This is a genomic window from Maribellus luteus, from assembly GCF_003576475.1.
Taxonomy (GTDB): domain Bacteria; phylum Bacteroidota; class Bacteroidia; order Bacteroidales; family Prolixibacteraceae; genus Draconibacterium; species Draconibacterium luteum.
Window position 1 is genome coordinate 1 of record NZ_QWGR01000237.1, and the last position, 541, is coordinate 541.

Here is a 541-nt window from a genome sequence, read left to right on the forward strand (position 1 = left end):
CCAGAATCGCGATGATGTCGCGCAGTTCCTTGTAGCGCTGCAGCGTCTTCTTCACGCGGTCGGCGACTTCGTAATGCTCCTGGCCGACCACTTGCGGGTCGAGCTGGCGCGACGTCGAGTCGAGCGGATCGACTGCGGGGTAGATACCCAGTGCAGCGATGTCACGCGACAGCACGACGGTCGAGTCCAGGTGCAGGAAGGTCGTTGCCGGCGACGGGTCGGTCAAGTCATCGGCAGGCACGTACACGGCCTGGATCGACGTGATCGAGCCGGTCTTGGTCGACGTAATACGTTCCTGCAGCTTGCCCATTTCTTCAGCCAGCGTCGGCTGATAGCCCACGGCCGAAGGCATACGGCCCAGCAGTGCCGACACTTCAGTGCCGGCCAGCGTGTAGCGGTAGATGTTGTCGACGAAGAACAGGATGTCACGGCCTTCGTCGCGGAAGCGCTCGGCCATCGTCAGGCCGGTCAGCGCAACGCGCAGACGGTTGCCCGGCGGCTCGTTCATCTGGCCGAACACCATGGCCACCTTGTCGAGCAC

Annotated in this window: 1 protein-coding gene; it reads right to left on the reverse strand. The window is 63.4% G+C overall.

Annotated elements, in window-relative coordinates:
• A partial coding sequence (locus D1614_RS24845; protein ID WP_497006687.1) for a F0F1 ATP synthase subunit beta occupies window positions 1-541 on the reverse strand: 541 nt, incomplete at both ends.